This window comes from Thermus sp. NMX2.A1 (assembly GCF_000511705.1).
GTDB classification, from domain to species: Bacteria; Deinococcota; Deinococci; order Deinococcales; family Thermaceae; genus Thermus; species Thermus scotoductus.
In genome coordinates this window covers 13752-35389 of sequence record NZ_ATNI01000056.1, presented here as the reverse complement: position 1 = coordinate 35389, position 21638 = coordinate 13752, and the positions used below count along the sequence as shown (strand labels likewise).

21 protein-coding genes and 3 pseudogenes are annotated in these 21638 nt (G+C 69.7%); 11 read left to right on the top strand and 13 right to left on the bottom strand.

Annotation, left to right across the window (positions count from 1 at the left end; all coding sequences use genetic code 11):
- Positions 1 to 46 precede the first annotated feature (46 nt).
- The 5 genes from TNMX_RS06055 to TNMX_RS06035 form a co-directional block, all read right to left on the bottom strand.
- Complete coding sequence (locus tag TNMX_RS06055; protein WP_038030392.1) at positions 47 to 1069, bottom strand: glycosyltransferase family 2 protein; 1023 nt, start codon at positions 1067 to 1069, stop codon at positions 47 to 49.
- Positions 1066 to 1743: a lysophospholipid acyltransferase family protein gene (locus TNMX_RS06050; RefSeq protein WP_038030390.1), complete on the bottom strand. Its 678-nt coding sequence runs from the start codon at positions 1741 to 1743 to the stop codon at positions 1066 to 1068. The genes TNMX_RS06055 and TNMX_RS06050 overlap by 4 nt, the downstream gene beginning before the upstream one ends.
- A gap of 4 nt (positions 1744 to 1747) precedes the next feature.
- Positions 1748 to 2446 carry a lycopene cyclase domain-containing protein gene (locus tag TNMX_RS06045; RefSeq protein ID WP_038030388.1) on the bottom strand — a complete coding sequence of 233 codons (699 nt, stop codon included), beginning with the start codon at positions 2444 to 2446 and terminating at the stop codon, positions 1748 to 1750.
- Positions 2443 to 3612 carry a cytochrome P450 gene (locus tag TNMX_RS06040; RefSeq protein WP_038030385.1) on the bottom strand — a complete coding sequence of 390 codons (1170 nt, stop codon included), beginning with the start codon at positions 3610 to 3612 and terminating at the stop codon, positions 2443 to 2445. Before TNMX_RS06040 ends, TNMX_RS06045 begins: the two co-directional genes overlap by 4 nt.
- A gap of 308 nt (positions 3613 to 3920) precedes the next feature.
- Positions 3921 to 4418 (bottom strand): IclR family transcriptional regulator, encoded by a 498-nt coding sequence (locus TNMX_RS06035; protein WP_253269372.1) that lies wholly within the window; start codon positions 4416 to 4418, stop codon positions 3921 to 3923.
- 59 nt (positions 4419 to 4477) lie between these two features.
- On the opposite strand from TNMX_RS06035, the gene TNMX_RS06030 reads away from it, so the two are divergent.
- The 5 genes from TNMX_RS06030 to TNMX_RS06010 all read left to right on the top strand — a co-directional run bounded on the left by TNMX_RS06030 (position 4478) and on the right by TNMX_RS06010 (position 9957).
- Positions 4478 to 5440 (top strand): LacI family DNA-binding transcriptional regulator, encoded by a 963-nt coding sequence (locus TNMX_RS06030; RefSeq protein ID WP_253269371.1) that lies wholly within the window; start codon positions 4478 to 4480, stop codon positions 5438 to 5440.
- 75 nt (positions 5441 to 5515) lie between these two features.
- Positions 5516 to 6820 (top strand): sugar ABC transporter substrate-binding protein, encoded by a 1305-nt coding sequence (locus TNMX_RS06025; RefSeq protein WP_038030380.1) that lies wholly within the window; start codon positions 5516 to 5518, stop codon positions 6818 to 6820.
- Between the two features lie 38 nt (positions 6821 to 6858).
- Positions 6859 to 7779: a carbohydrate ABC transporter permease gene (locus TNMX_RS06020; protein WP_038030422.1), complete on the top strand. Its 921-nt coding sequence runs from the start codon at positions 6859 to 6861 to the stop codon at positions 7777 to 7779.
- A 3-nt stretch (positions 7780 to 7782) separates the two neighbouring features.
- On the top strand, positions 7783 to 8640 hold the full coding sequence (locus tag TNMX_RS06015; protein ID WP_156919427.1) for a carbohydrate ABC transporter permease: 858 nt from the start codon (positions 7783 to 7785) through the stop codon (positions 8638 to 8640).
- A gap of 21 nt (positions 8641 to 8661) precedes the next feature.
- Positions 8662 to 9957, top strand: coding sequence for a GH1 family beta-glucosidase (locus tag TNMX_RS06010; RefSeq protein WP_038030379.1), 1296 nt, complete (start codon positions 8662 to 8664; stop codon positions 9955 to 9957).
- 114 nt (positions 9958 to 10071) lie between these two features.
- Here the strand turns inward: TNMX_RS06010 and TNMX_RS06005 are convergent, their stop codons facing one another.
- The 6 genes from TNMX_RS06005 to carH all read right to left on the bottom strand — a co-directional run bounded on the left by TNMX_RS06005 (position 10072) and on the right by carH (position 14133).
- A complete protein-coding gene (locus TNMX_RS06005; RefSeq protein ID WP_253269370.1) occupies positions 10072 to 10989 on the bottom strand; it encodes an MBL fold metallo-hydrolase in 918 nt (305 codons plus the stop codon).
- Between the two features lie 227 nt (positions 10990 to 11216).
- Positions 11217 to 11435: a DUF4926 domain-containing protein gene (locus TNMX_RS06000; protein WP_038030414.1), complete on the bottom strand. Its 219-nt coding sequence runs from the start codon at positions 11433 to 11435 to the stop codon at positions 11217 to 11219.
- Positions 11432 to 11758 carry a DUF6883 domain-containing protein gene (locus TNMX_RS05995; RefSeq protein ID WP_038030377.1) on the bottom strand — a complete coding sequence of 109 codons (327 nt, stop codon included), beginning with the start codon at positions 11756 to 11758 and terminating at the stop codon, positions 11432 to 11434. The genes TNMX_RS06000 and TNMX_RS05995 overlap by 4 nt, the downstream gene beginning before the upstream one ends.
- Before the next feature lie 69 nt (positions 11759 to 11827).
- Positions 11828 to 12691: a complex I NDUFA9 subunit family protein gene (locus TNMX_RS05990; RefSeq protein ID WP_038030375.1), complete on the bottom strand. Its 864-nt coding sequence runs from the start codon at positions 12689 to 12691 to the stop codon at positions 11828 to 11830.
- Positions 12692 to 13279 carry a transcriptional regulator LdrP gene (ldrP, locus tag TNMX_RS05985; RefSeq protein WP_038030372.1) on the bottom strand — a complete coding sequence of 196 codons (588 nt, stop codon included), beginning with the start codon at positions 13277 to 13279 and terminating at the stop codon, positions 12692 to 12694.
- Complete coding sequence (carH, locus tag TNMX_RS05980; RefSeq protein ID WP_038030370.1) at positions 13276 to 14133, bottom strand: HTH-type transcriptional repressor CarH; 858 nt, start codon at positions 14131 to 14133, stop codon at positions 13276 to 13278. The genes ldrP and carH overlap by 4 nt, the downstream gene beginning before the upstream one ends.
- Before the next feature lie 110 nt (positions 14134 to 14243).
- On the opposite strand from carH, the gene TNMX_RS05975 reads away from it, so the two are divergent.
- From TNMX_RS05975 to TNMX_RS13590, 4 genes and pseudogenes are all read left to right on the top strand, one after another.
- Complete coding sequence (locus TNMX_RS05975) at positions 14244 to 15095, top strand: phytoene/squalene synthase family protein (protein WP_038030367.1); 852 nt, start codon at positions 14244 to 14246, stop codon at positions 15093 to 15095.
- Positions 15095 to 16240 (top strand): annotated as a pseudogene (gene phr / locus TNMX_RS05970) (deoxyribodipyrimidine photo-lyase); the annotation flags it as partial. The gene TNMX_RS05975 and the pseudogene phr, both read left to right, overlap by 1 nt.
- Before the next feature lie 137 nt (positions 16241 to 16377).
- Positions 16378 to 17057, top strand: a pseudogene (locus TNMX_RS13090) (IS200/IS605 family accessory protein TnpB-related protein); the annotation flags it as partial.
- A pseudogene (locus tag TNMX_RS13590) lies at positions 17055 to 17360 on the top strand (5'/3'-nucleotidase SurE); the annotation flags it as partial. The pseudogenes TNMX_RS13090 and TNMX_RS13590, both read left to right, overlap by 3 nt.
- 75 nt (positions 17361 to 17435) lie before the next feature.
- Here the strand turns inward: TNMX_RS13590 and TNMX_RS05955 are convergent.
- Positions 17436 to 17837 (bottom strand): SaoD/DsrE family protein, encoded by a 402-nt coding sequence (locus TNMX_RS05955; RefSeq protein WP_008631445.1) that lies wholly within the window; start codon positions 17835 to 17837, stop codon positions 17436 to 17438.
- Positions 17838 to 18013: 176 nt separating this feature from the next.
- Here TNMX_RS05955 and TNMX_RS05950 point away from each other — a divergent pair, with 176 nt between their 5' ends.
- Both TNMX_RS05950 and TNMX_RS12575 read left to right on the top strand, forming a co-directional pair.
- Complete coding sequence (locus TNMX_RS05950; protein WP_038030409.1) at positions 18014 to 20071, top strand: argonaute PAZ domain-containing protein; 2058 nt, start codon at positions 18014 to 18016, stop codon at positions 20069 to 20071.
- Positions 20072 to 20323: 252 nt separating this feature from the next.
- Positions 20324 to 20509: an SDR family oxidoreductase gene (locus tag TNMX_RS12575; protein WP_081424951.1), complete on the top strand. Its 186-nt coding sequence runs from the start codon at positions 20324 to 20326 to the stop codon at positions 20507 to 20509.
- A 17-nt stretch (positions 20510 to 20526) separates the two neighbouring features.
- Here the strand turns inward: TNMX_RS12575 and nagA are convergent, their stop codons facing one another.
- Positions 20527 to 21594 (bottom strand): N-acetylglucosamine-6-phosphate deacetylase, encoded by a 1068-nt coding sequence (gene nagA / locus TNMX_RS05945; RefSeq protein ID WP_052037951.1) that lies wholly within the window; start codon positions 21592 to 21594, stop codon positions 20527 to 20529.
- Positions 21595 to 21638 lie beyond the last annotated feature (44 nt).

Sequence of the window (21638 nt, the reverse complement as noted above, 5' to 3'; positions counted from 1 at the left end):
CCACACAGGGGCCTCACGCCTTGGAAGGAGGCTGCGCTGGAGAAGCTTACACCCTTCGCCCCTTCCAGCGCCTCCCCGGGAGGAGGGCCAGGAGGTAGACGGGGAGGAGGAGAAGGGAGGCGAGGGGCGTGAGGAGGCCGGGCCAGAGGGGCCCCCCGAGGGCCTTCTGCACCGCCAGGCGCTCCAGAAGCCCCATAAGCCCGAGCCCCCACCGCCCAAAGAACCAGGGCAGGGTGTAGAGGGCGAGGTGGTAGAAGGCCGAGCCCAGGAGGACGGCGGGGTTTTTCATGTGGACCGCCAGGAAGTTCTTCCCAAACCCCTCCACGGCCTCCCCGTAGCCCCGGTACATCCGCGCCCGGAAAAGCCCCCCGCCCAGGAAGAGCCCGTAGGCCCGCGCCCTTCGGGCCAGGGCCACGTCCTCCAGGACCTCTCCCTTCACCGCCCCGTGCCCCCCGGAGGCGAAGTAAGCTTCCCTACGGAAGGCCAGGACCTGGCCGTTCGCCACCCGTAGCCCCTCCAGGAGGGGGTGGGGGAGGAAGGAGAGGAGCCCGTTCATCACGAAGGCCACCAGGGCGCCCTCCCTAAGGCCCACCTCCTGCCGGGGGAGGGCGGAGACCATCTCCTTCCCCTCCAGGGCCTCCAGAAGCCCGCCGAGGGCCCCCTCCTCCCAGAGGACGTCGGCGTCGGTGAAGACCAGGACCTCCCCCCGCGCCTCCTGGGCGAGCTGGAAGCAGGCCCAGTTCTTCCCCGTCCAGCCCGGGGGCGGGGGGGCGCCCCGGAGGAGGCGGAAGGCGGGGTGGTTTCCCGCCGCCTCGAGGGCCGCTTGGGCGGTGCCGTCCTCGGAGAGGTCGTCCAGGACCAGGACCTCGAGGGCCCCCTGGCGGAGGAGGGCGGGGAGGGTCTTCTTTAGGTTTTCCGCCTCGTTCCTCGCCGGGACGAGGAGGGAGGCCGTGGGCCTCGGGGGCGTGGGGCGGGGCCTTAAGCGGGGGAAGGCGAGGAGGTTAAAGAGGAGGGCGAGCCACCTCAGGAGGAGGAAGAGGAAGACCCCGAAGAAGAAGTCCCCGCTCATGGCCGGAGCAGCCTCACCAGGGGAAGCACCCTTTCCTCCAGGCTCCGCCTCCCACGAAGCACCTCCCGGAAGCCCTCCGGCACCTCCCGGGGGTGGGTTTTGGCGAGGAGGGCGTCCAGCGCCTGGAGAAGCCCCCCCAAGGCCCTCCCCAGGTCCCCTCCAGGAGGAAGGGGCCTGCCCACCCAGAGGAAGGCCTCGGGGTGCTCGTACCCCCGGAGGACCACCCTTAGGGCCACGGGGAGGAGGGGAACCCCCGCCTTCCCCGCGAGCCAGTTGGCCCCCTCCCTGAGGGGCCCCAGGGGCCCAAGGTAGCGCATCTCCCCCTCGGGGAAGAGGGCCACCCACTCCCCCCGCCTGAGCCTTCGCAGGGCCTCCCGGACCCTTCCCGCCTCGAGGGCCCCGGCGAGCTTCAGCACGGGGTAGGCCCGAAGGTTCTCCTCGGCCACGAGGAGGCTTAGGGGCCTACGGCAGAGCTTCCCCAGAAGCCACGCCAGGTGGCCGTCAAAGAAGCCGTGGTGGTTCAGGGCGAGGACCAGGGGACCTTCGGGCGCCTCCCCCCGCAGGTAGACTCCCCGGAGGCTTTCCTTGAGGCTCCGGAGGACCAGGGCCTCCACCAGGAGGCGCAGGGCCTTGCCCGTGGGCCTTTCCTTTAGGGTCTCCCAGAGGTCGGCCACGGGGCTATCTTAGGCGCCTCAGGGCCTCGGGGTGCCAGGCGAGGAGGAGGCCCTGGACCACGGCCAGGTTGGTGCAGAGGAAGAAGGCCATCTCCTCCAGGGGGAGCCCAAAGGCCCCAAGGCCCAGGGTGTACCGGGGGGAGATCCACCAGATCCCCTCCCGGATGGCCCAGGCGTCGGCGAACCAGAGGTAGAGGGTGGGGAGGCCCGCCCCGAGGAGGAGGGCCCGCCGCCAGCCCCAGAGGAGGTCTCCTCCGAAGGCCCACTGCAGGACGAAGACGGGGGCGAAGTAGGCGAGGGTGAGCCCCAGGTAGAGCCCCTTCCCCCCGAGGGCCAGGAGGAGGACCCCCAGGGCGGCCAGAAGAAGCCACATCCCGCCCCCCGCCACCCGGGCGAGGCCGCCTGCCCCTGGGGGCGGCGCCCCCGCCACCCGGTGGAGGAAGGCCCCGGTGAGGAGGGGCTGGAGGAGGAAGAAGAGGTACTCCTCCAGGGGCACGTAGCCGAGGCGCAGGAGGACCCTCCCCTCCGGGTAGCCCCAGACCCCCTGCCACACCAGGTAGTTGTCCCAGGGGGTGGTGTAGACGAGGGCGATGAGGGGCATGAGGAGGTAGGCCCAGAGCCTGGGGGGCCGGGGAAAGCCCGTGGCCAGGAGGATGAGCAGGGGCGGGAGGAGGAAGACGAGGTGGAAGGCCAGGTAGGTCACGCCCGCACCCCCTCCCTAGGCCGCGCGGGAAGCCCGCCTTCGGGCCTCAGGGTGACCTGGGCGAGGACCCGGGGGAAGGGGAGGGGGTCTAGGCGGAAGCGGCGGAAGAAGGCCCTGAGGACGATGGGGCCCTCGAGGAGGGCGAAGTCCCGCCCCAGGCAGAGCCTCTGCCCCAGGCCAAAGGGGAAGTAGCGCCCGGAAGGGGTCCCCCTTTCCTCCAGGAAGCGCTCGGGCCGGAAGGCCTCCCCATCGGGGAAGTGGAGCCTCTGGGTCACGTAGGGGGAGAGGACCAGGGTGGTGCCCGGGGGGAGCCGGTCCTCTCCCAGGAGGAGGGGCCTTCCCAGCCTCCGGGTGAGGATCCAGGCGGGGGGGTAGAGCCTCAGGGCCTCCTGGAAGGCGGCGAGGGCCGCCTCCTCGCTCTCGGCCACCCGCTTCTGCCAGTCCGGGCGGTGGGAGAGGAGGAGAAAGGACCAGGTGAGGGCGCTCGCCACCGTCTCGTGGCCCGCCACCAGGAGGGTCACGGCCTCGCTCAGGGCGCGCTCTCGGGGAAGGTGGGAGAGGGGCGGGTGGACGATGAGGGCTTCCGCCTCGCGGTAGAGGGCCCCCCGGTCCTTCCGGAAGCGGGCTTCGGCGGCGAGGTCCAGGAGGGCCAGGGGGCTCCTGGTCTGGGCCATGATCCGGTCCAGGGCCTTAAGGGCGTGCTCCGCGAGGCTTGGGGAGAGGGGCTCCCCGAAGAGGGCCCGCCCGAGGAGGCGCAGGGAGAGGGCGAGCATCTCGTGGTCCAGGTCCCGCTCCTCCCCCCGCCACTCCCCGAAGAAGGCCCGGGCCTCCTCCTCCATGGCCTCCCGGTAGCCGCGGACGCTCTTCGGCAGGAAGGGGTCTTTGAGGGCCTTGCGCGCCTCCTTCCAGCTTTTCCCCCAGTCGGTGAGGAGGCCCCTCCCCGTGAGGCGGGAGAGGGCCCGGTACTGGAAGGTGGCCTTGGTGGTCCCCTCGGCGAGGAGTGCCCCCTCCACCCCCTCGGGGTCAAAGATCAGGGCCAGGGGGAAGCGGGGCAGGGGAAGGAAGAGCCGGGGGTGGGCCCGGCCCCACTCCAGCAGGACGGCGAGGGGGTCTTGCTGGAGGTCTTTCAGGTAGGGCCAGGCCTCCCTCAGGGAAAGGCGCTTCATGGGAGCATCTTAACGGCGCACCAGGGGGCGGTACCCTGGGCGGGGCCATGGGGAGGCCCAGGAGGAGGAAGAGGGCCGCCAGGGCGTAGCGGAAGAGGGCGATGGCCTCGAGGGCCTTTTCCGGGTCCTTCGCCTGAACATGCCCGCACTCTACCGGGGAAGCCCGCCCCGGGAGTGTACCCCCGCCTACCCTCGGGCGAGATCCCTCGCCAGGCGCAGGTAGCGCCTTCTCGCCTCCTCCAGGTCCACCACGGGGTCCTTGGGGGCGTAGGAGGGGTATTCCGGGGCCCAGCGCTTAAGCCACCTCCTTAGCCCCCAAGCTCCCGGCTGATCCTCTGGGCGGTCCTGACCACCTCGGCCGCCACCTCGGAAAGCCTCTCCTCGTCCAGGTAAATGGCGGCGGTGGAGACGCTCACGGCGGCCACGGGCTCGCCCCGGCCGTTGAGGATGGGGGCGGCCACGCACCGCACGCCGGGCTCGTTCTCCTCGAGGTCCAGGGCGTAGCCCCGGGCCCTTGTGGCGAGGAGCTCCTCCCGGAAGCGGGCGAAGTCGCTCAGGGTGTTGGGGGTGCGTTTGAGCCCCGGGGTAAAAGCCATGGGCCACCTCTCCTCCGGCAGGAAAGCGAGAAGGGCCTTGCCCAAGGCGATGGACTGGGCGGGGAAGCGGCTCCCGATCTGGCTGGCGAGAAGGAGCTCCCTTTTGCCCGGCACCTTGTCAATGTAGACCACTTCCTTCCCGTCCAGGACCGCCAGGTGGACGGTCTCCAGGGTGGCGTCCCGCAGGGCCTCGAGGTGGGGCCGGGCCAAGGCGGGCAGGGAGAGCTCCTCGTAGGCCTTAAATCCTAGGCGGCCCCACCATCGCCGAAGTGGCCCGTCGCGCGGGCGTTTCCCCGGCCACGGTGTCCCGGGTTCTCAACGGCACCGCCCGGGTCTCCCAGGAGAAGGTGCGGGCGGTGCTCCATGCGGTGGAGGAACTGGGCTACGCCCCGAGCCCCCTGGCCCAGGGCCTGGCCACGGGACGTTCCTACGCCGTGGGCATCCTCCTCCCGGACTTCGCCAGTCCCTTCTTCGGTCCCATCCTCGAGGCCCTCACCCTGGAGCTGGAGGCCACCCCCTACCGCCCCATCGCCGTGCCCGGCCACTGGAGCCTGGTGAGGGAGCTGGAGGCCCTGGAGTTTTTGAAGGCCCACCGGGTAGAGGCCCTCGTCCTCCTCAGCACCGCCCTGGACGGGGAGGCCTTGGGGGAGTTGGGCATCCCCATCCTCGCCTTCGGCCAGCGGGTAGAGGGGCCGAAGGCCTGGTCCCTTTGCCTGGACAACCAGAAGGCGGCCTACGAGGCCACGCGCTACCTCATTGACCGGGGGCACACCCGCATCGTCCACATCTCCAGCCACCGGGGAGGGATGGACGTCCGGGAGCGGCTTCTCGGGTACCGCAAGGCCATGCGGGAGGTGGGCCTCGAGGCCCGGGTGGTCTACGGCGACCTGGAGGAGGAGGGCGGCTACCGCGCGGCGGCGGAGGCCTTCCGCCGCTACCCCGACACCACCGCCCTCTTCGCCGCCAACGACCAGACGGCCTTCGGCGCCAGGCTTTACCTCTACGAGCAAGGGCTTCGCGTGCCCGAGGACGTCTCCCTCATGGGGTTTGACGACGTCGCCCCGAGCGCCTACCAGATCCCCCCGCTCACCACCGTGCGCCAGCCCATCCAAGACATCGGCATAGCCCTGGGCCGCGCGCTCCGGGCGGTCCTTGCGGGGGAGGTGCCCACCCTGCCCCGCCTGGAGCTCCGGCTGGTGGAAAGGGCCTCGGTAAGGGAGGTGGGAGCCTGAAGGAAACGGCGGCCCTTAGGCCCTAGGCCCTCGGCCCACCCCGAAAAGGGGTGGTGGACGCGAAAGGAGGTTCCCATGATTAAGAAAGCGCTTTCAAGCCTTCTCGTCTTGACCTCTCTGGCCTTTGCCCAGAGGACCCTCGAGGTCTGGATCATGCCCAACAGCCCCCAGCCCGCCGAAGACTTCAAGGCCCTGGTGGCCCCCTTTGAGAAGGCCCGCGGCGTGGAGGTGAAGGTCACCGTCCTGGACTGGAGCGTGGCCTGGACCAAGATCACCACCGCCGCCACGAGCGGCGTAGGGCCGGACATTACCCAGCTCGGCACCACCTGGGTGGGGGCGATCAGCGCCATGGGCGCCCTGGAGCCGGTGGACGACGTGCTGAAGGCGTTGGGCGGGGAGAAGGCCTACCTTCCCGCCGTCTGGCGCACCACCCGCTTAGAGGGCGCCCGCCAGGCCACCGCCGTGCCCTGGTTCTCCGACCTCCGGGCCTTCTACTACCGCACCGACGCCCTCAAGGCCGCGGGGGTCAACCCGGTGGAGATGTTCGCCAGCTGGCAGGGCTTTGAGGCCGGCCTGGCCAAGCTCAAGGCCTCGAGCTTCCGCGACCCCGAGACCAAGGCCCCCCTGGCCCCCCTCTGCACCCCGGGAAAGAACACCTGGGACGTGCTCCACAACGCCGCTCCGTGGATCTGGGGCGCGGGCGGGGAGATCGTTCGCCAGGCAGGCGGGCGCTGGCAGAGCGCCCTCAATAGCCCGGAGAGCCTGGAAGGGCTTTACTTCTTCCTCTCCCTGGCCCAGAAGGGCTACGTCCCGGCGGAGAGCCTGGAGAAGAACACCGAGCAAATACAAGCCGACTTCCAGGCCGGAAAGTGCGCCGTCTTCGCCAGCGGCTCCGGGATGATCCGGGAGGCCCAGGTCCCCGAGGCCAAGGGCGGCTTTGCCGAGCGCCCCGCCGCCAGGAACCTGGGGGTGGCGCCGTACCCCGCCGGGCCCAAGGGGCGGTACACCTTCTTCGGCGGCTCCACCCTCGCCCTCTTCAGCTTCTCCAAGAACAAGCCCCTGGCCAAAGAGCTCCTCAAGTACCTGGGAAGCCCCAAGGCCCAGGTCCGCTACGCCCAGATGACGGGGATGCTCCCCGGCCTGCGCTCCACCTGGAGCGATCCCAGCTTCCAGCAGAACCCCCTGCTCCGCACCTTCATCCAGGCCGCCCAGTTCGGCCGCACCTACCCCTCCTTGGCGGGCTGGGGCGGGGTGGAGAACCTGGCGGTGCAGCACATCGGCATGGCCTGGGACCTGGTGGCCCAGGGCCGGCTCACCCGCGAGGCCCTGAAGGACCTCATGGGCAAGGCCTCCGTGGCCATCAACCAGGCCCTGAGGTGAGGCGTATGGGGGCCTCGAGGCCCCCCTTTTTCTTCCCCATGAGGACCTTTTGGCGCAAATACGGCCTCGCCTACCTCTTCATCGCCCCCGCTTTCCTGGGGATGCTCCTTGTCCACTACGGCCCCATGGTCCAGGGCATCTACATGGGGTTCCTGGACCTCAGGCTCCAGACCCTCAGGCTCTACCTCCAGGCCCCCTTCGTGGGGTTGGAGAACTACCGGGAGATCCTCCTGAACCCCGAGTCCACCTTCCGCGCCGGGTTCCTCTACGCCGTGCGCACCACCCTCCTCTACACCCTGGTGGTCACCGCCTTGAACCTCTCCCTGGGGCTTTTGGTGGCCCACCTCCTGAACCGGCCCCTCTTCCTCCGGGGGCTTTGGCGGAGCCTCATCCTCCTCCCCTGGGTGGTGCCGAGCTACGTGGTGGGGCTCCTTTGGGGCTTCATGTGGCTCAAGGAAGGGGTCATCAACCACCTCCTCGTGGACGTTCTCGGCCTCCTTCCGCAAAAGCCCCACTGGCTCATCGGCCCCCTCACCTTCGTGGCCATCGTGCTGCCCACGGTGTGGCGGAGCTGGCCCTTCGTCATGGTCACCTACCTGGCAGCCCTCCAGGCCATCCCCCAGGAGCTCTACGAGGCGGCCAAGGTGGACGGGGCCACGCCCTGGCAGCGCTTCCGCTTCGTGACCTGGCCCATGCTCCGCCCAGTGACGGCGGTCCTCCTGCTCTACGGGCTCCTGGGAACGATGTACAGCTTCAACATCGTCTACATGATGTTCGGCCACGGGGCGGGCTACCCCGGGGAGTGGGGGGACCTCCTCATGACCAACCTCTTCCGGAACACCTTCGGCCTGTGGAACTTCGGCCTGGGGGCGGCGGCGAGCACCCTCTACATGCTCCTCTCCCTCGGGCTCATCCTCTTCTGGTACCGGGTCTTCCGGGAGGATCTGCGCGCGAGGTGAACGATGCGTGAGGAAAGATGGCTCAAGTGGGGCGCGGGCTTTCTCCTCTTTCTCGTGCTCGTGTTCCACCTTTTCCCCATCTTCTGGATGGTGAACACCTCCCTCATGACCCAGCTGGAGGCGGCCACGGGAAGTCTTTTCCCCAAGGCGCCCCAGTGGGGCAATTACCTGGACATCTGGCGCGTCCTGCCCTTCTTTCACTACTTGAAAAACTCCTTCCTGGTCTGCTCCCTGACCACGGCCTTCGCCCTGGCCGTGGCCACCTTCGCCGGGTACGCCCTCGCCCGGTTCCGCTTCCCCGGAGCGGAGCTTTTTGGGGGAAGCGTCCTCGTGACCCAGGTGATCCCCGGAATCCTCTTCCTGATCCCCCTCTACATCATGTACATCTACGTGCAGAACTGGGTCCGCTCCGCTTTGGGCCTCGAGATGCGCCTCGTGGGCAGCTACGGGGGGCTCGTCTTCACCTACACCGCCTTCTTCGTTCCCCTGAGCATCTGGATCCTCAGGGGCTTCTTCGCCTCCATTCCCAAGGAGCTGGAGGAGGCGGCCATGGTGGACGGGGCCACGCCCTTCCAGGCCTTCCACCGGGTGATCCTGCCCCTGGCCCTCCCGGGCCTCGCGGCCACGGCCGTCTACATCTTCCTCACCGCCTGGGACGAGCTCCTCTTCGCCCAGGTCCTCACCACCGAGGCCACCGCCACCATTCCCGTGGGCATCCGCAACTTCGTGGGCAACTACCAGAACCGCTACGACCTGGTCATGGCCGCCGCCACGGTGGCCACGCTGCCCGTCCTCGTCCTCTTCTTCTTCGCGCAGCGCCAGCTCATCCAAGGCCTCACCGCCGGGGCGGTGAAGGGCTAGGCGTTGGGAGGAGGAACGCGCATGGCCGAGAACGCCGAAAAGTTTCTGTGGGGGGTAGCCACCAGCGCCTACCAGATCGAGGGGGCCACCCAGGAGGACGGGCGGGGGCCTTCCATCTGGGACACCTTCGCCCGCCGCCCGGGGGCCATCCGGGACGGAAGCACAGGGGAGCCCGCCTGCGACCACTACCACCGCTACGAGGAGGACATCGCCCTTATGCAATCCCTCGGGGTGGGGGTCTATCGCTTCTCCGTGGCCTGGCCCCGGATCCTCCCCGAGGGCCGGGGGCGGATCAACCCCAAGGGCCTCGCCTTTTACGACCGCCTGGTGGACCGGCTTCTCGCGGCGGGGATCACGCCCTTCCTCACCCTCTACCACTGGGACCTGCCCCAGGCCCTCGAGGACCGGGGCGGCTGGCGGAGCCGGGAGACCGCCTTCGCCTTCGCCGAGTACGCCGAGGCGGTGGCCCGGACCCTCGCCGACCGGGTGCCCTTCTTCGCTACCCTGAACGAGCCCTGGTGCTCGGCCTTCCTCGGGCACTGGACGGGGGAACACGCCCCCGGCCTCAGAAACCTGGAGGCAGCCCTTCGCGCCGCCCACCACCTCCTCCTGGGGCACGGCCTCGCCGTGGAGGCCTTGAGGGCCGCGGGGGCGAAGCGGGTAGGGATCGTCCTCAACTTCGCCCCGGTGTACGGCGAGGACCCCGAGGCGGTGGACGTGGCTGACCGCTACCACAACCGCTACTTCCTGGACCCCATCCTGGGCAGGGGGTATCCCGAAAGCCCCTTCCAAGATCCCCCGCCCGTTCCCATCCTCTCCCGCGACCTTGAGCTCGTCGCAAGGCCCCTGGACTTCCTAGGGGTGAACTACTACGCCCCCGTCCGCGTGGCCCCGGGGACGGGGCCTTTGCCCGTGCGCTACCTTCCCCCGGAGGGGCCGGTCACGGCCATGGGGTGGGAGGTCTACCCCGAGGGGCTTTACCACCTCTTGAAGCGCCTCGGCCGGGAGGTGCCCTGGCCCCTTTACATCACGGAAAACGGGGCCGCCTACCCCGACCTCTGGACGGGAGAGGCCGTCGTGGAGGACCCTGAGCGGGTGGCCTACCTCGAGGCCCACGTGGAGGCCGCCCTCCGGGCCCGGGAGGAAGGGGTGGACCTCAGGGGCTACTTCGTCTGGAGCCTCATGGATAACTTTGAGTGGGCCTTCGGCTACACCCGGCGCTTCGGCCTCTACTACGTGGACTTCCCCAGCCAGAGGCGCATCCCTAAAAGGAGCGCCCTCTGGTACCGGGAGCGGATCGCGCGGGCCCAGCTCTGAGCGTCCGCGCATTGATCCCGCCACTTAGGGCCCCCGAACCGGGGAGGGTGGACGGCGAGGACTCCAGAGGCCTCCACCCTCCCCATAAGGGCCTCGAGGTCCCGGGAAGAGGCCCTAAAACTCAAAGAAGGCCGGGACGAAGGCGTAGCCCTCCCCTTCCCGCCGGATGTACCCAACGGCGGGCCAGGGGAAGTGGTAGGCGGTGATCAGGCTCCGCTTCTCCGAGACCTTCTGGAAGAGGCGGGCCCGGGTCCGCACCACCTGCGCCTTGTCCATGTCAAAGCCCAGGTAGGCCTGGGGGAAGCGGAGGGAGAGGAGGTAGTGGCCCGCCGCATCCCCAAAAATGAAGAGCCTCTTTCCCTCGGAGGTGGCCTCGAGGCTCATGTGCCCCGGGGTGTGGCCGAAGGAGGCCACCGCCCGCACCCCCGGGAGGATCTCCTCCCCGTCCTCCACGGGCCGGATGCGCTCCTTAAGGGGCACGAGGGCCCTTTGCACCGCGGGCGAGGGGTTTTGAAGCCAGAACTCGAGGTCCACCCGGCCCATGAGGTGCTCCGCCTTGGCGAAGACGGGCCGCCCCTCCCCGTCCACCAGTCCCCCGATGTGGTCGGGGTGGCCGTGGGTGAGGAAGACGTGGGTGATGTCCTCGGGAAGGTAGCCGGCAAGCTCCAGGTGGGCGAGGAGCCGCCCCCCACTTCCCGCACCCCTCCCCGTGTCCACGAGGAGCCTGGCCTCCCCCAGGTCCAGGAGCACCGGGTTGAAGTTGTTGCGGGTGGCCTCCGGGTCCAGGAAGTGCTCCACGAGCGTCCTGCGGAAGACCTCCTGGAGCTCCGGGTTCGCCCCCCAGTTGGGGAGGAGGGGGCCTGGAGGGGACTGGCCGTCGGAGAGGACCACCACCTGGATCCCCCCTACCCGGAAGCGGTAAAAGCCGCCCCCGTTCACCCCCTTGGGCGCGCGCCCCTGGGCCCGACCCAAGGAAAGGCCTCCCGCCGCCCAAAAAAGCCCCGCACCGGAGAGGAAACGCCTGCGGTCCACCCGCCACCCCCTTTGCGGGAAGGGTAACCCCGGCCGTGGCCTGGAAGCGTGCCCCAGTTCACCTTGGTGGCGGCCTCTAAGCACCCCCGGGGCCCGAAAGAAGCTTCCCCAGCCTCATTCGGGCATCCCATACCGCTCGGGCAGGCTCGGCCCCAAGGTAGGGGCTTCACCTGGGAGGAAGAAGAGGCTGGGCCCCGCCACGGGGGACCGGGCCTACAGGCTTTCCCTCAAGCGCTCTTGGCCCGCAGGAGGGCGGGGCCCCTTAAGGGGGCGACCTCCTCCTCCGCCAGGTCCAGAAGGGCCAAAGTGTTCCCCTCGTGGTCCACGAACTCCACCATGTACCCCCCGTGGGGGTAGATGAGGACCACGGTCCCCACGTCCCCGGCCTCGAGGCCCCACTCCTCCTTGTCCCGCTTCAGGACCACCAAATCGTGCTCCCGGATCATCCCCCCCTCCACGGGTAGGCCGTCACCAGACGGGCCGCCGCACCCTCCTTCTCAAGGTACCAGACGCCCTGCAAAAGAACCTCCCGCCTGGGGCCGCGAAGGGGACCCCTAAGGACCAGCACCGGGCCCTCGCCCAGGAAGCCCGGTCTGCGGGCCACCTCCTCCGCCTCCTCCGCGTGGCGCAGGAGGGCTTCTTCCAGAGCCTCGGGAGCCTCCGGGGAGAAGCCCAGGGCCATGAAGGAGCGGGCCTTGCTTCCCCCCTCGGGGTGCTTGGGGTTGAGGAGGTACTCCGTGAGCTTGGCCCTAGGGACAAAGAAGTCCACGAAGGAGGCTTACCGCACCCCCTTACCTCCACGGGCAAACCCCTCTTCTTCACCCCGAGGAGCTAAACCTTAACAGCGGAGGTACTGGGGCAAGACCTCCTCCAGGGCCTGGGGCGCGGGCAGAAGCTCCCTTAGGGCCTCGGGGAAGGGGGCGGTGTTCCCTTCCTTGAGCATGAGGTACTGGTCCTTTGTGAGGGGGGCAAAGGGCAAGGGGGAAAGGAGGGGGACGAGGCGGTCCATGAGCCAAAGGGGAAGGGAAAGAAAGGGCTTCCTCCGCCCCAGGACCTCCATCACCAGCTGGAGGAGCTCGCGGAAGGTGTACTCCCTAGGCCCCACCAGGTCGTAGGTTCCCTCGAGGCCCCGCTCCAAGGCCCCCACGAAGACCTCCACCACGTCCCCCACGTACACGGGCCTAAAGGGGAAGCTTCCGTCCCCGATGAGGGGCACGAAGGGCAAGGGGGCGCAGACGAGGCCCCTCAGGACACCGCCAAAGAACTCGTCCCCGGGGCCGAAGATGAGGCTTGGGCGGAAGATGGCGTGGGAGAAGCCGCTTTGGCGCACCAGGGCCTCCCCTTCGGCCTTGGTCCGGTGGTAACGGCTTGGGGCCTCGGGCCTCGCCCCCAGGGCGGACATGTGGAGGAGGCGGCCCACCCCGGCCCGTTCCATGGCCTTCAGGAGGTTCCTCACCCCGTCCACGTGCACCGCCCGGAAGGTCTGGCCCCTTTCCCGAATGATCCCCGCGAGGTAGATGGCGGCCTCCGCCCCCTTGAGGTCCGGCACCTCCCGGGCGATGTCCCCCTCTACCAGGACCGCTCCCTCGGGGAGGGGCCTGGACCTGCGGGCGAGGACCAGGGGGGTGTGGCCCCGCGCCAAAAGGAGGCGCACCACCTCCTGGCCCACGAAGCCCGTTCCGCCGACGACGAAGACCCGCATTCAGGCCGCCTCCAGGACGCCACCCGCCTCCCGCTCCAAGGCGGCGAGGTCCAGGAGGTAGATCCTGCGGTAGGCGGTAACGATGAGCCCCTCCCGGCGGAGGTCGGCGAGGACCTTGGAAACGGACTCCCGGATGGAGGCGGTGGCGTCGGCGATCTCCTCGTGGGAGACGGTAACGTAGATGCCCTGCCTGTCCCGGGCCGAAAGCGGGGTGTCCGCCAGGAAGAGGAGGTAGCGGGCGATGCGGGCGCGGAGCTCCCCCGTCTGCAGGTGGGCCTCGTAGGCCTGGACCCGGCGCATCTGCCGGGCGAGGTTCCGCGCCACCCGGTGCAGGGCCTCGTGGTCCATGGCCCTGGGGTCCAGCCCCTGGACCACCGCCTCCGTCATGGCCTCGGCGGTGTAGCGGTAGGCCTTACCCTCCAAGGCCTCCTCCCCGAAGTAGTCCCCGGGAAGAACGTGGCGCAGGGTGATGAGGCGGCCGTCGGGGAGGAGCTCCACCACCCGCACCAAGCCCTCCTCCAGGCGGTAGAGGGTGCGGGCCTCCTCCCCCCTGAGGTAGATGGTTTCCTTCCGGGCAAACCTCTTCATATCGCCTCCTTTTCCGGCCCCCTAGGGAGCCAAAGCGCCTCGGCGAGGCCCTTCAGGTCCTCCATGTACTCGGCGCCGAGCCTCCTGGCCTCCTCCGGCCCCGCCCCCTGCCCCCCGAGGAAGACCCGGGGGGCGAGGTCCTTAAGGGCCCCGTCGGGGAGGGCCCTTAAAGGCTCGGAAAGGAGGGCGGAGAGGACCACCGCCCCCGCCCCGAGCCGCCGGGCCAAGGCCCTGAGGTCGGGGAGGGGGGTGTCGGGGCCGAGGTAGAGGGCGGGGACCCCTTTGCGGCGGAGGTGGTAGGCGGCGAGCATGGCCCCGATCTCGTGCCGCTCCCCGGGAGGGGTGGTGACGAGGACGGGGGGGCCGGGCGGGAAGCCCGCGAGGTCCAAAAGTTCCTGGAGCCTTGCCCGGAGGAAGGTGGAGGCCAGGTGCTCCTCCGCCACCCCGATCTCCCCCCGGTGCCAGGCCTCCCCCACCTCCCGGAGAACGGGGAGGAGGAGGTGCTCCAGGATGCCCTCCGGGCCCCAAAACCTGAGCCCCCGGCGGAAGAGGGCCTCGGCCCCGGCGAGGTCCCCCCGGAGGAGGGCCTCGAGGAGGCCGGTCCCCAGGTCCTCGGGGCGCACCCCCTGGGCCAGGTAGCGGCGGATGGCCGCTTTAGGCGTGGCCCCCTCCTCCAGCCAGCGCTTGATCGTCTTCAGGGCCTCCACGTCTTCCGCGCTGTAGAGGCGATGCCCTCCCGGGGTACGCCGGGGCTTGGGGAAGCCGTAGCGGCGCTCCCACTGGCGGAGCGCCTCGGCGGAAAGGCCGGTCATGGCTTCCACCTCGGCGATGGTGTACACCCCGGAGGAGGTCATGCCCTTAGGGTAGGGCGATGTATAGGTTTTGTCAAGCTTTTGTACATCTCTGCGGAGTGTAGTCGGGGCAAAAGTCCCCGAGGCCGCCTAGAATGAAAATGCCCGCAAGTATGGAGCCCGACTGGAAAGCCCTCCTCCGCGTCCTCCGCGCTCACTCTGCCACCTTCTACCTGGGAAGCCTCCTCTTCCCCAAGGAGGCCCGCAAGGGGGCCTGGGCGGTCTACGCCGCCTGCCGCCTGGGGGACGAGGCGGTGGACGGGGAGGGCGGGGGCCCGGAGGCCCTCGAGGCCTGGTGGGCGGGGGTGGAGCGGGCCTACCGGGGAAGGCCCCTCGCCGAGTGGGAGAAGGGCCTCGCCTGGGCCCTGGAGCGCTGGGACATCCCCTTTGAGGCCTTCCTCCACATGCGGGAGGGCTTCCAAACGGACCTCGGCCCCGTGCGGCTCGGGACGGAGGCGGAGCTCCTCCGCTACTGCTACCAGGTGGCGGGCACCGTGGGGCGGATGATGACCCCCATCGCCGGGGGCGGCAAGGAGGCGGAAGCCCGGGCGGTGAAGCTGGGGCAGGCCATGCAGCTCACCAACATCCTCCGGGACGTGGGGGAGGACCTAGAGCGGGACCGGGTCTACCTGCCCTTGGACCTCCTCCGGGCCCACGGGGTGGAGGTGGAGGACCTGCGGGCGGGGCGCGTCACCCCAGGGTACCGGGCCCTCATGGCCCACCTGGAGGGGAAGGCCCGGGCCCTTTACCGGGAGGGGCTTGCGGGCCTAGGCCACCTCAAGGTGGGCCGGGCGGCCATCGCCCTCGCCGCCTTGCAGTACCGGGGCATCCTGGACAAGCTCAGGCTTTCGGGCTACGACAACCTGGGAAGGCGGGCCCACCTCAAGGCCTGGGAACGGGCCCTCCTCCTCCCCAAGGCCTTCCTCGCCGCCCGCTTTCCCCCAAGGCCGGAGGGAAGCCCCTGATGGGCCCCCTTCTCGTCTGGCACCGGGGCGACCTCCGCCTCCACGACCACCCGGCCCTTCTGGAGGCCCTCGCCCGGGGGCCGGTGGTGGGCCTCGTGGTCCTGGACCCCAACAACCTGAAGACCACCCCGAGGCGGCGGGCCTGGTTCCTGGAGAACGTCCGGGCCCTGCGTGAGGCCTACCGGGCGCGGGGCGGGGCCCTTTGGGTCCTGGAGGGCTTTCCTTGGGAGAAGGTGCCCGAGGCGGCGAAGAGGCTTCGGGCCAAGGCCGTCTACGCCCTAAGAAGTTACACCCCCTATGGCCGCCACCGGGACGCGAGGGTGCAAGAGGCCCTTCCCGTCCCCCTCCACCTCCTCCCCGCCCCCCACCTCCTCCCCCCCGACCTCACCAAGCCCTACCGGGTCTACACCCCTTTTAGCCGCCTCTACCGGGGAGCCGCCCCGCCCCTTCCCCCTCCCGAGGCCTTACCCAAGGGGCCGGAGGAGGGGGAGATCCCCCGGGAAGACCCGGGGCTTCCCCTCCCCGAGCCGGGGGAGGAGGCGGCCCTCGCGGGGCTTCGGGCCTTCCTCGAGGCCAAGCTTCCCCGCTACGCCGAGGAGCGGGACCGGCTGGACGGGGAGGGGGGCTCGAGGCTCTCCCCCTACTTCGCCCTCGGGGTCCTCTCCCCCAGGCTCGCCGCCTGGGAGGCGGAGTGGCGGGGCGGGGAAGGGGCGAGGAAGTGGGTGGCGGAGCTCCTCTGGCGGGACTTCTCCTACCACCTCCTCTACCACTTCCCCTGGATGACGGAAAGGCCCCTGGACCCGAGGTTCCAGGCCCTCCCCTGGCAGGAGGACGAGGCCCTCTTCCGCGCCTGGTACGAGGGGAGGACCGGCGTCCCCCTGGTGGACGCCGCCATGCGGGAGCTCCACGCCACGGGCTTCCTCTCCAACCGGGCCCGGATGAACGCGGCCCAGTTTGCGGTGAAGTACCTCCTCCTCCCCTGGAAAAGGGCGGAGGAAGCCTTCCGCCACCTCCTCCTGGACGGGGACCGGGCGGTGAACCTCCAGGGCTGGCAGTGGGCGGGGGGCCTGGGGGTGGACGCCGCCCCCTACTTCCGGGTCTTCAACCCGGTGCTCCAGGGGGAAAGGCACGACCCCGAGGGGAGGTGCAAACAGTTGGGAAATAGTGCACACCACTTCACCCCAGCGCTCACGTGCTCTCACTTCCCGCCACCTCACCCCAGCGAGCCCCCGCGACATACGAAAAGCCCCGAAGCGCTATACTCCCCCACAGGAGGCCACAGGTGAAGGCCAAGCCTAAAGTCACGCGCAAGCGTACCTCGCAGAAGAGGGCGAAAACCTTCACCGGAGCCCACGCCCTCCTCCTCTTCCCTTCCGGAGAAGACCACAAGGCCACCCTGGACCTCATGCGCCGCTTCTCCGCCGCCGTGCGCTACGCCTACAACCGCTTGCTTGAGGGTCAGACCAGGGAGAACCTCAAACGGCAGGACGGCCCCCTCTGTTTCTTCTCCCGCCTCAACACCCGCCACGCCGACGACGCCGTCTTGAAGGCCCAGGCCGTTCTGGACTCCGCCCGGGAGAGAGGAGAAGACCCCCGGAAGGTCGCCTTCGAAGGAAGCTCTTTGAGACCCTGAAGCGGGGGCACCTCTCGGGTAAGCCCCTGAAGGAGCTCAAGCGGGAGTGGAGGGAGAAGCGGCAAGGCACGCTCTACTCCCGTGGGGACAAGACCAAGGGGGGCAACCTCAACCTGAGGCTCCTCGTCAAGGAAGGAGCCCTGTGGCTCCGGATCAACCTCGGAAACGGAAGCTACGCCCACGCCCTGGTGAAGACCTCTCACCCAAACCTTAACGCCCTCCTCAAGGTGTTCCCCTGGCGGGGAAGCAACCAGAGGGTGTACGCCTCCCTTCCCTACAACGTGGAGCTCTCCCTCAAGGACGGCAAGGTCTACGCCACCTTCACCTGGCTCCTCCGGACCCTGGAAATCCTCCTCCGCCTGGAGCGGCCCTTCCTGGTGAACGTGAACCTGCCGCTCAAGCCCAAAGGGTTCCTCTGGACCCGGCAGTCGGTGCGGGCCTACGAGGGGGTGGTGATCCCGGGGGAGGACCCCATGGGCCGCCCCTTCTACTGGTTCGCCTCGAGGCCCCTCAAGGAGGCGGAGGAGGGGACGGACCGCTGGGCGGTGGCCCAGGGCTTCGTCTCCGCCACGCCCCTCCGCCTGGACCTCACCGACGAAACCCGGCTCCAGCCCACCCTGGCCCATGATTAGCGTCCTCATCCCCACCAGGGGGAGGCCCGGGTTTGTGCGGGAGGCCCTTCCACTTCCCGGCGCGGCGGGCCACGGCTACAGGGTGATCACCTGGTCCACCCGGCCCGCCAAAGCCCGGTAGAGGTCGGGGAAGCACCCCACCTCCACCCCCTCCACCACGTGGGGGGACACCCGGCACGTCCCAGGGGTCTTCCGCCCCTCTCCTTCCGGGGTGCACCAGCGGGGCTCCCCCTCGGCCAGGCCCCGCTCCAGAGCGCAGAGGTCGCACATCATGAGGAGGATGCCCTTCTCCTTGGCCACCTTGGCGAGCCGCTCCCCGATGGGGTTCCCTTTCTGCAGCACCAGGGTGTTGTCGTCAAAGAAGAAGATCCCCACCACCTCCACCCCGTGGGTCCCCGCCTCCAGCTGGGGGAGGATCATCTGGCCGAGCTTGTGGCTTGCCGCCCTAGGGCTTGAGAGCACGTAGGCCACGCGCACGGTTCACCTCCGCGAGCGCAGTATAGGGGATCTTCCTTTTGCATGGGGCCGCAGGGGGGCCTTCCTGGGGTCCGGAGGGCGTCTTCCTTCTCCCTCCGGACGGAGGTAGAGCTGGGCCCCTGGGAAACCCCCCTCCCTTGATCCTTGGCAGCTCCTATGCAAATCTGAGCCAAGATATGAACCACCTTGGAAAAACGGAAGTGTTCCTCAACCGCTTCGCCCTACGGCCTCTGAACCCCGAGGAGCTTAGACCTTGGCGCCTCGAGGTGGTTCTGGACCCTCCTCCGGGGCGGGAGGAGGTGTATCCCCTTCTCGCCCAGGTGGCCCGCCGGGCGGGGGGCGTCACGGTGCGCATGGGAGACGGCCTCGCCTCCTGGTCGCCCCCTGAGGTCCTGGTCTTGGAGGGCACCTTGGCGCGGATGGGGCAGACCTACGCCTACCGCCTCTACCCCAAGGGGAGGAGGCCTCTGGACCCCAAGGACCCGGGGGAGCGGAGCGCACTTTCGTCTCTGGCCCGAAGGCTCCTTCAGGAGCGCCTCCGGCGCCTCGAGGGGGTCTGGGTGGAGGGGCTTGCGGTGTACCGGAGGGAGCACGCCCGGGGGCCCGGGTGGCGGGTGCTTGGGGGGGCGGTCTTGGACCTTTGGGTCTCCGACTCGGGGGCGTTCCTCCTGGAGGTGGACCCCGCTTACCGGATCCTCTGCGAGATGTCCCTCGAGGCCTGGCTTGCCCAAGGCCACCCTCTGCCCAAACGGGTCCGGAACGCCTACGACCGGCGCACCTGGGAGCTTCTCCGGCTGGGAGAGGAAGACCCCAAGGAGCTCCCCCTCCCGGGCGGCTTAAGCCTCCTGGACTACCACGCTTCCAAGGGCCGCCTCCAGGGCCGGGAAGGGGGGCGGGTGGCCTGGGTGGCGGACCCAAAGGATCCGCGAAAGCCAATCCCCCATCTGACGGGCCTTTTGGTGCCCGTCCTTACCCTGGAAGACCTTCATGAAGAGGAGGGAAGCCTGGCCCTCTCCTTGCCTTGGGAAGAGCGGCGTCGGCGGACCCGGGAGATCGCCAGCTGGATCGGCCGGCGCCTGGGGCTGGGCACACCTGAGGCGGTGCGCGCCCAGGCGTACCGCTTGAGCATCCCCAAGCTCATGGGCAGAAGAGCCGTGAGCAAGCCTGCGGACGCCCTCCGCGTGGGGCTTTACCGGGCCCAGGAAACCGCCCTGGCCCTCTTGCGCCTGGACGGGGCCCAAGGATGGCCGGAGTTTCTCCGGCGGGCCTTGCTCCAGGCCTTTGGGGCGGGCGGGGCTTCCCTCCGTTTGCACACCCTCCACGCCCATCCCTCCCAAGGCCTGGCTTTCCGCGAGGCGCTGCGGAAGGCCAAGGAGAAGGGGGTCCAGGCCGTGCTGGTCCTCACCCCGCCCATGGCCTGGGAAGACCGCAACCGCCTGAAGGCCCTTCTCCTCAGGGAGGGCCTTCCCAGCCAAATCCTCAACGTCCCCCTCCGGGAGGAGGAACGCCACCGCTGGGAGAACGCCCTCCTGGGCCTTCTGGCCAAGGCGGGGCTTCAGGTGGTGGCCCTGAGCGGCGCCTATCCGGCGGAGCTCGCCGTGGGCTTTGACGCTGGCGGAAGGGAGTCCTTTCGCTTCGGGGGCGCGGCCTGCGCCGTGGGCGGGGACGGCGGCCACCTCCTCTGGACCCTCCCCGAGGCCCAGGCCGGGGAGCGGATCCCCCAGGAGGTGGTCTGGGACCTCTTGGAGGAGACCCTCTGGGCCTTCAGACGCAAGGCGGGGAGGCTTCCTTCCCGGGTCCTCCTCCTTCGGGACGGCCGCGTGCCCCAGGACGAGTTCGCCCTGGCCTTGGAGGCCCTTGCCCGGGAAGGCATAGCCTACGACTTGGTTTCGGTGCGCAAGTCGGGAGGGGGGCGGGTCTACCCCGTGCAGGGGCGCCTGGCGGACGGGCTTTACGTCCCCTTGGAGGACAGGACTTTTCTCCTCCTCACCGTCCACCGGGATTTCCGGGGCACGCCCCGACCCCTGAAGCTGGTGCACGAGGCGGGGGACACGCCCCTCGAGGCCCTGGCCCACCAGATTTTCCATCTGACCCGCCTCTACCCGGCGAGCGGTTTCGCCTTCCCCCGGCTTCCCGCTCCCCTTCACCTGGCCGACCGCCTGGTGAAGGAGGTGGGCCGGTTGGGGATCCGTCACCTCAAGGAGGTGGACCGGGAAAAGCTCTTCTTCGTTTAGTGCCCAAGCGGGGCGGAACCCGGGAAAGGCCCCGGTCTGGGCGCGGCGGGCCAGGAAAAGGGCACACCAAATCCTGCGCCTGGCCCCTTAGGACGAGGCCATGAGGCGCGTAGGGTTTATCGGCCTTGGGCGCATGGGCTTGCCCATGGTCTAGAACCTGGCGAGGGCGGGCTACGAGGTTCTGGCCTGGAACCGCACGCCTAAGGAGGCGGCGGGGGCCGGGGTGGTGGTCACCGTGCTGGCGGACGGAACCTGGCCCACGCCGAACGGGAGGGGGTCACGGAGGAGGAGATCGCCCGCAGGACCACGGCGGGCATCCCCCTCAGGCGCTACGGCAAGCCGGAGGAGGCGGCGGAGGTGGCCGTCTTCCTCCTCTCTCCCCGGAACGGCTACCTCACCGGGCAGCAGGTCCTGGTGGACGGGGGGCTGGCGGTGTGACCCCGGGTACCGCTGGCCTACCGGGCCACCCGCCTTCCCCCCAGGTACACCGCCTCCACCCGCAGGTCCTCGCCCAGCACCAAAAGGTCCGCCCGCTTGCCAGGGGCGATCTCCCCCCGGTCCTTTAGGCCCAGGTAGCGGGCGGGGTAGGTGGAAAGCCTCCGCGCCGCCTCCTCCAGGGAAAGCCCGAAGGCCACCAGCTTGCGGAGGGCCTGGTCCATGGTGAGGGTGCTCCCCGCCAGGCTTTCCCCGAGCCACACCCCCTCCCCCCGCTTCTCCACCCGCTGGGCCCCCAGGGGGTAGACCCCATCCGGCATCCCCGCCGCGGCCACGGCGTCGGTGACGAAGTAGAGGCCGGGGACGCTCTTCAGGGCGAGGCGCAAGGCGGCGGGGTGCACGTGGAGGCCGTCGGGGATGAGCTCCGCCCAAAGGCCCCGCTCCAGGGCCAGGCCCACCACCCCCGGGGCGCGGTGGTGGAGGGGGGTCATGGCGTTGAAGAGGTGGGTAAAGCCCTGGGCCCCCGCCTCCAGGGCGTGGAGGGCCTCCTCGTAGCCTGCGGCGGTGTGGCCGAGCTGCACCCGGACGCCCCGGCCTACCAGGAGGCGCACCAGCTCCAAGGCCCCGGGGAGCTCGGGGGCCAGGGTCACCACCCGGACGGGGGCCCGGGCCAGGAGGTCTTCCATCCAGGCGGGGTCGGGCTTCTGGGGGAAGGGGGGCTGGGCGCCGAGGCGCTTGGGGCTGAGGAAGGGGCCTTCCAGGTGGACCCCGAGGAGGGCCTCGCATTCCCCCATGGCCTCGGCGATGCCCCGAAGGGCCTTCTCTATGGCCTCCGGGGGTGCGGTGACGGTGGTGGGGAGGAGGCCCGTGGTGCCGTGTTGGAGGTGGAAGCGGGCCATCCTGAGCACGGCCTCCTTCCCCTCCATGGCGTCCGCCCCTAGCCCCCCGTGGACGTGGAGGTCCAGGAAGCCGGGGAGGATGTAGGGGCCCTCCACGGGGGCCTCCTCCACGGCCAGGATGCGCTCGGAAAAGTGGAGCCTTCCCCGCACGAAGCCCCGAGGGGAGAGGATCCGGCCTTCCAGGGTCACGGGGTCATTATCCCCTGACCTTCCCCTGACTTGCGCTCCTTACT

Excerpts from the sequence above, each read along its gene's own strand:
- TNMX_RS06010 (WP_038030379.1), top strand. The coding sequence starts at position 8,662 with ATGGCCGAGAACGCCGAAAAGTTTCTGTGGGGGGTAGCCACCAGCGCC.
- TNMX_RS06055 (WP_038030392.1), bottom strand. The coding sequence starts at position 1,069 with ATGAGCGGGGACTTCTTCTTCGGGGTCTTCCTCTTCCTCCTCCTGAGG.
- TNMX_RS06040 (WP_038030385.1), bottom strand. The coding sequence starts at position 3,612 with ATGAAGCGCCTTTCCCTGAGGGAGGCCTGGCCCTACCTGAAAGACCTC.
- TNMX_RS06020 (WP_038030422.1), top strand. The coding sequence starts at position 6,859 with ATGAGGACCTTTTGGCGCAAATACGGCCTCGCCTACCTCTTCATCGCC.
- ldrP (WP_038030372.1), bottom strand. The coding sequence starts at position 13,279 with ATGAAGAGGTTTGCCCGGAAGGAAACCATCTACCTCAGGGGGGAGGAG.
- carH (WP_038030370.1), bottom strand. The coding sequence starts at position 14,133 with ATGACCTCCTCCGGGGTGTACACCATCGCCGAGGTGGAAGCCATGACC.
- TNMX_RS05950 (WP_038030409.1), top strand. The coding sequence starts at position 18,014 with ATGAACCACCTTGGAAAAACGGAAGTGTTCCTCAACCGCTTCGCCCTA.
- TNMX_RS05990 (WP_038030375.1), bottom strand. The coding sequence starts at position 12,691 with ATGCGGGTCTTCGTCGTCGGCGGAACGGGCTTCGTGGGCCAGGAGGTG.
- TNMX_RS06025 (WP_038030380.1), top strand. The coding sequence starts at position 5,516 with ATGATTAAGAAAGCGCTTTCAAGCCTTCTCGTCTTGACCTCTCTGGCC.
- TNMX_RS05975 (WP_038030367.1), top strand. The coding sequence starts at position 14,244 with ATGGAGCCCGACTGGAAAGCCCTCCTCCGCGTCCTCCGCGCTCACTCT.
- TNMX_RS06000 (WP_038030414.1), bottom strand. The coding sequence starts at position 11,435 with ATGATCCGGGAGCACGATTTGGTGGTCCTGAAGCGGGACAAGGAGGAG.
- TNMX_RS06015 (WP_156919427.1), top strand. The coding sequence starts at position 7,783 with ATGCGTGAGGAAAGATGGCTCAAGTGGGGCGCGGGCTTTCTCCTCTTT.